At 72.9% G+C, this 2,702-nt stretch carries 3 protein-coding genes; 2 read left to right on the top strand and 1 reads right to left on the bottom strand.

All coding sequences use genetic code 11. The annotated features are described in order from the left end of the window. Together GPJ59_RS35340 and GPJ59_RS35335 are read left to right on the top strand one after the other, a co-directional pair. A partial coding sequence (locus GPJ59_RS35340) for an AIR synthase-related protein (protein ID WP_258025403.1) occupies window positions 1–438 on the top strand: 438 nt, incomplete at its 5' end. A gap of 298 nt (window positions 439–736) precedes the next feature. Then, window positions 737–1,849, top strand: coding sequence for an MBL fold metallo-hydrolase (locus GPJ59_RS35335; protein WP_219672189.1), 1,113 nt, complete (start codon window positions 737–739; stop codon window positions 1,847–1,849). A 38-nt stretch (window positions 1,850–1,887) separates the two neighbouring features. Here GPJ59_RS35335 and GPJ59_RS35330 read toward each other — a convergent pair. Next, window positions 1,888–2,702 (bottom strand): MFS transporter (locus GPJ59_RS35330; protein WP_219672187.1); only part of this gene is annotated, 815 nt, incomplete at its 5' end.

Here is a 2,702-nt window from a genome sequence, read left to right as displayed (position 1 = left end):
CGCGCCCCGTACGACAGGGTGTCCGGCCCCGGCGGGGTGCGCGCCGCCCGCACCGTCGGGCGCGGCGGACTGGCCGCCGCACTGCACGCCTACGCCCGCGAACTGGGCCGCCCGCTGCGCGTCGAGGAGGAGGCGCTGCCGGTGCAGTACGAGGCCCGGATGGCCCTGGAGGCCATGGCGGTCGACCCGCTGCACACCTCCAGCGACAGCTGCCTGTGCCTGCTGGTCGCCCCCGGCGCCGTGGACGCCGTCCTGGCCGCGCTGCGCGCCCACCCGTACGGGCGGGCCGCCGCGGTGGTCGGCGAGGTCGCCGCAGCCGCCCCCGGTGGGGACGGTGCCTGGGGCCCGGCACAGGCGTCCCGCGTCGACCTCGTCCGCGGCGACGGCTCGACCGTACCGCTCACCCCCGACCCCGCGACACCGGCCCGCCTGACGTGACCTGCGGCACTCATCCGGTGCGCTTCTCCGAGCTGAGCCTGCCCCGGCCGCGTATGCGGATCCGGAACCGACAGACCGCGGCCCTGACCTTGCGGGCGGACGAGTGGGCGGTGCAGCCGGTGCCGGGGCTGCACATGGTGGAAACCCGGCTCAGCGTGGCTCATCGATGAAGCGCGGCGCAGCACCTAGATTTGCCCCGCCCTTCCAGTCTGCGTCGGCTACGGGTTTCGGTGGGCTGTTCCGACGGCAGGAGGGCTGCCACACCCGTCGCTTCGGACGCGCACCTCTGGGAGAGGCCATGACGACAACTCCTGGCGGGGAACCCATTCCCCCCGTCGCCCACGACCCGGCCGGCCGTCGCAGCTTCCTGAAGTACTCGGCAATGGCAGCGTCGGTACCCGCGCTGCAGTCCGTACTCGCGAACCCCGCTGCGGCCGCTGCCGCACCGGGCGCGTACGCGCCCGTTCCGCCCACCGCGATCGGTCCGCAGATCCCCGCGAAGGGCTACCTGGTCCAGGAGATCGGCGAGCGGCTGTACTGGCTGACGGACGGCTTCTACCAGATCATGTTCCTGGTGACCGAACGTCACCACCACAAGGGGCAGCGTGTCATCGTCGTGGACGCTCCCCCGACGCTGGGGGGCAACATCCTCCGCGCGATCGAGGAGGTGGCACCGGGTGCCCGTATCAGCCACCTGGTGTACTCCCACTACCACGCGGACCACATCGGCGCGGCGGACAAGCTCCGCGACGCGAGCCTCCCGAAGCTGGTGATCATCGCCCACGAGCAGACCACCCACCTGCTGAACCAGGTACCCGAGTCCAGCCGGCCGCCGATGCCGAACCGCTCCGTCTCCAGCAGCTACCGTCTGGAGGTGGACGACCAGGTCCTGGAGCTCCACTACAAGGGCCCCAACCACACCCCGGACAACCTGTTCGTCTACGCGCCGCGGCAGAGGGTCCTGAACGTCGTGGACATCGTCTACCCCGGCTGGGTCCCGTTCAGGAACCTCGTCGTGTCCACCAACATCCCCGGCTGGCTCAACGCGCACGACCAGATCCTGGAGTTCGGCTTCAAGACCTACATCGGCGGGCACCTGACCCGTCTGGGTACCCGGCAGGACGTCAAGATCCAGCAGGAGTACCTGCGCGACCTGGAGCACTACGGCCGGAAGGCCATCACCGAATTCGTCAACGTGGGCCCCCTCTTCGCCAAGTACCCCGGCAACCCCTGGGCCGTGTTCAAGGAGTACCTCGACATCCTCACCCGGACCACGGCCGACGCCGTCACCCCGGCCTGGACCAGCCGGCTCGGCGGCGCCGACGTCTTCACCTTCGACAACGCCTGGACCATGGTCGAATCCCTGCGGCTCGACCACAAGGTCCTCGGCCCCTTCGGCACCCTCCCCTGAGCCCGGCTCCGCCAGGGATCGCGGGCCGCAGCTTCGCCCTATCGTCCGGGAGCAGCGTCCAGACCTCGAAAGGTGCCCCGGGTCCCGCTCCTGCCGTACTCCGTAGCCTTCTCGGGGCGGGGCAGGAGGGTCAGGCCCGCCGTCGTCGCGAGGGCGGGGAGCAGGGACATCGCGAGCAGGACGCCCCACTGGGCCCCGGCGGTCTGGCCCGCGGCCTGGCCGGTGTCCGAGGACGTGTAGCCGGACAGCTGGAGGGTCAGCCCCGTCAGGAACGGACCCACCGCCAGGCCCAGTGCCTCGCCGGCGCTGAACAGGCCCGACAGGGAGCCGGCCCGGCTCTCCCCGGCGCGGGCGGCGTCGGCGGCCGAGACGTCGGCCAGCATGCCGTAGAGGAACAGCAGCTGACCGGCGTGGCCGGTGCCGACCACGAGCAGCACGGCCGGGGCCCAGAACAGCGGCAGCACGGGCGCGGCGGCCAGCAGCAGGGTGCCGCCGGCGAAGAGCCCGCAGGCCAGGACGAGCGCGCGGCGGCGGCCGCGGCGGGCGCCGAGGCGCCGCCACAGGCCCGTCGTGAACAGGTTGGGCAGGACGAACGCGGCGATCAGCACCCCCGTCATCCCGGGGCGGTGCAGCACGTGTTCGGCGTAGTAGGGGCAGCCGGCCAGCAGCAGCCCGGTCGCCACGACCAGCACGGTGGCGCCGCGCAGCAGCCGCGCGAAGGCCGGGTCGGCGCGCAGGACCGCGAGCCAGGAGCGGCGGGCCGTAGGCGCGGGCGTCGTCGTGCCGCTGGGTCCGGTCGTGCCGTGGGGCGCCGTCGTGCTGCGGGGCGCCGTCGTGCTGCGGGGCCTCGGCG

Origin of the sequence: Streptomyces bambusae (assembly GCF_019400985.1) — a bacterium.
GTDB lineage: Bacteria > Actinomycetota > Actinomycetes > Streptomycetales > Streptomycetaceae > Streptomyces > Streptomyces bambusae_A.
Note: the sequence above shows the minus strand (reverse complement) of the source record. Positions and strands in the feature narration are given on the sequence as shown.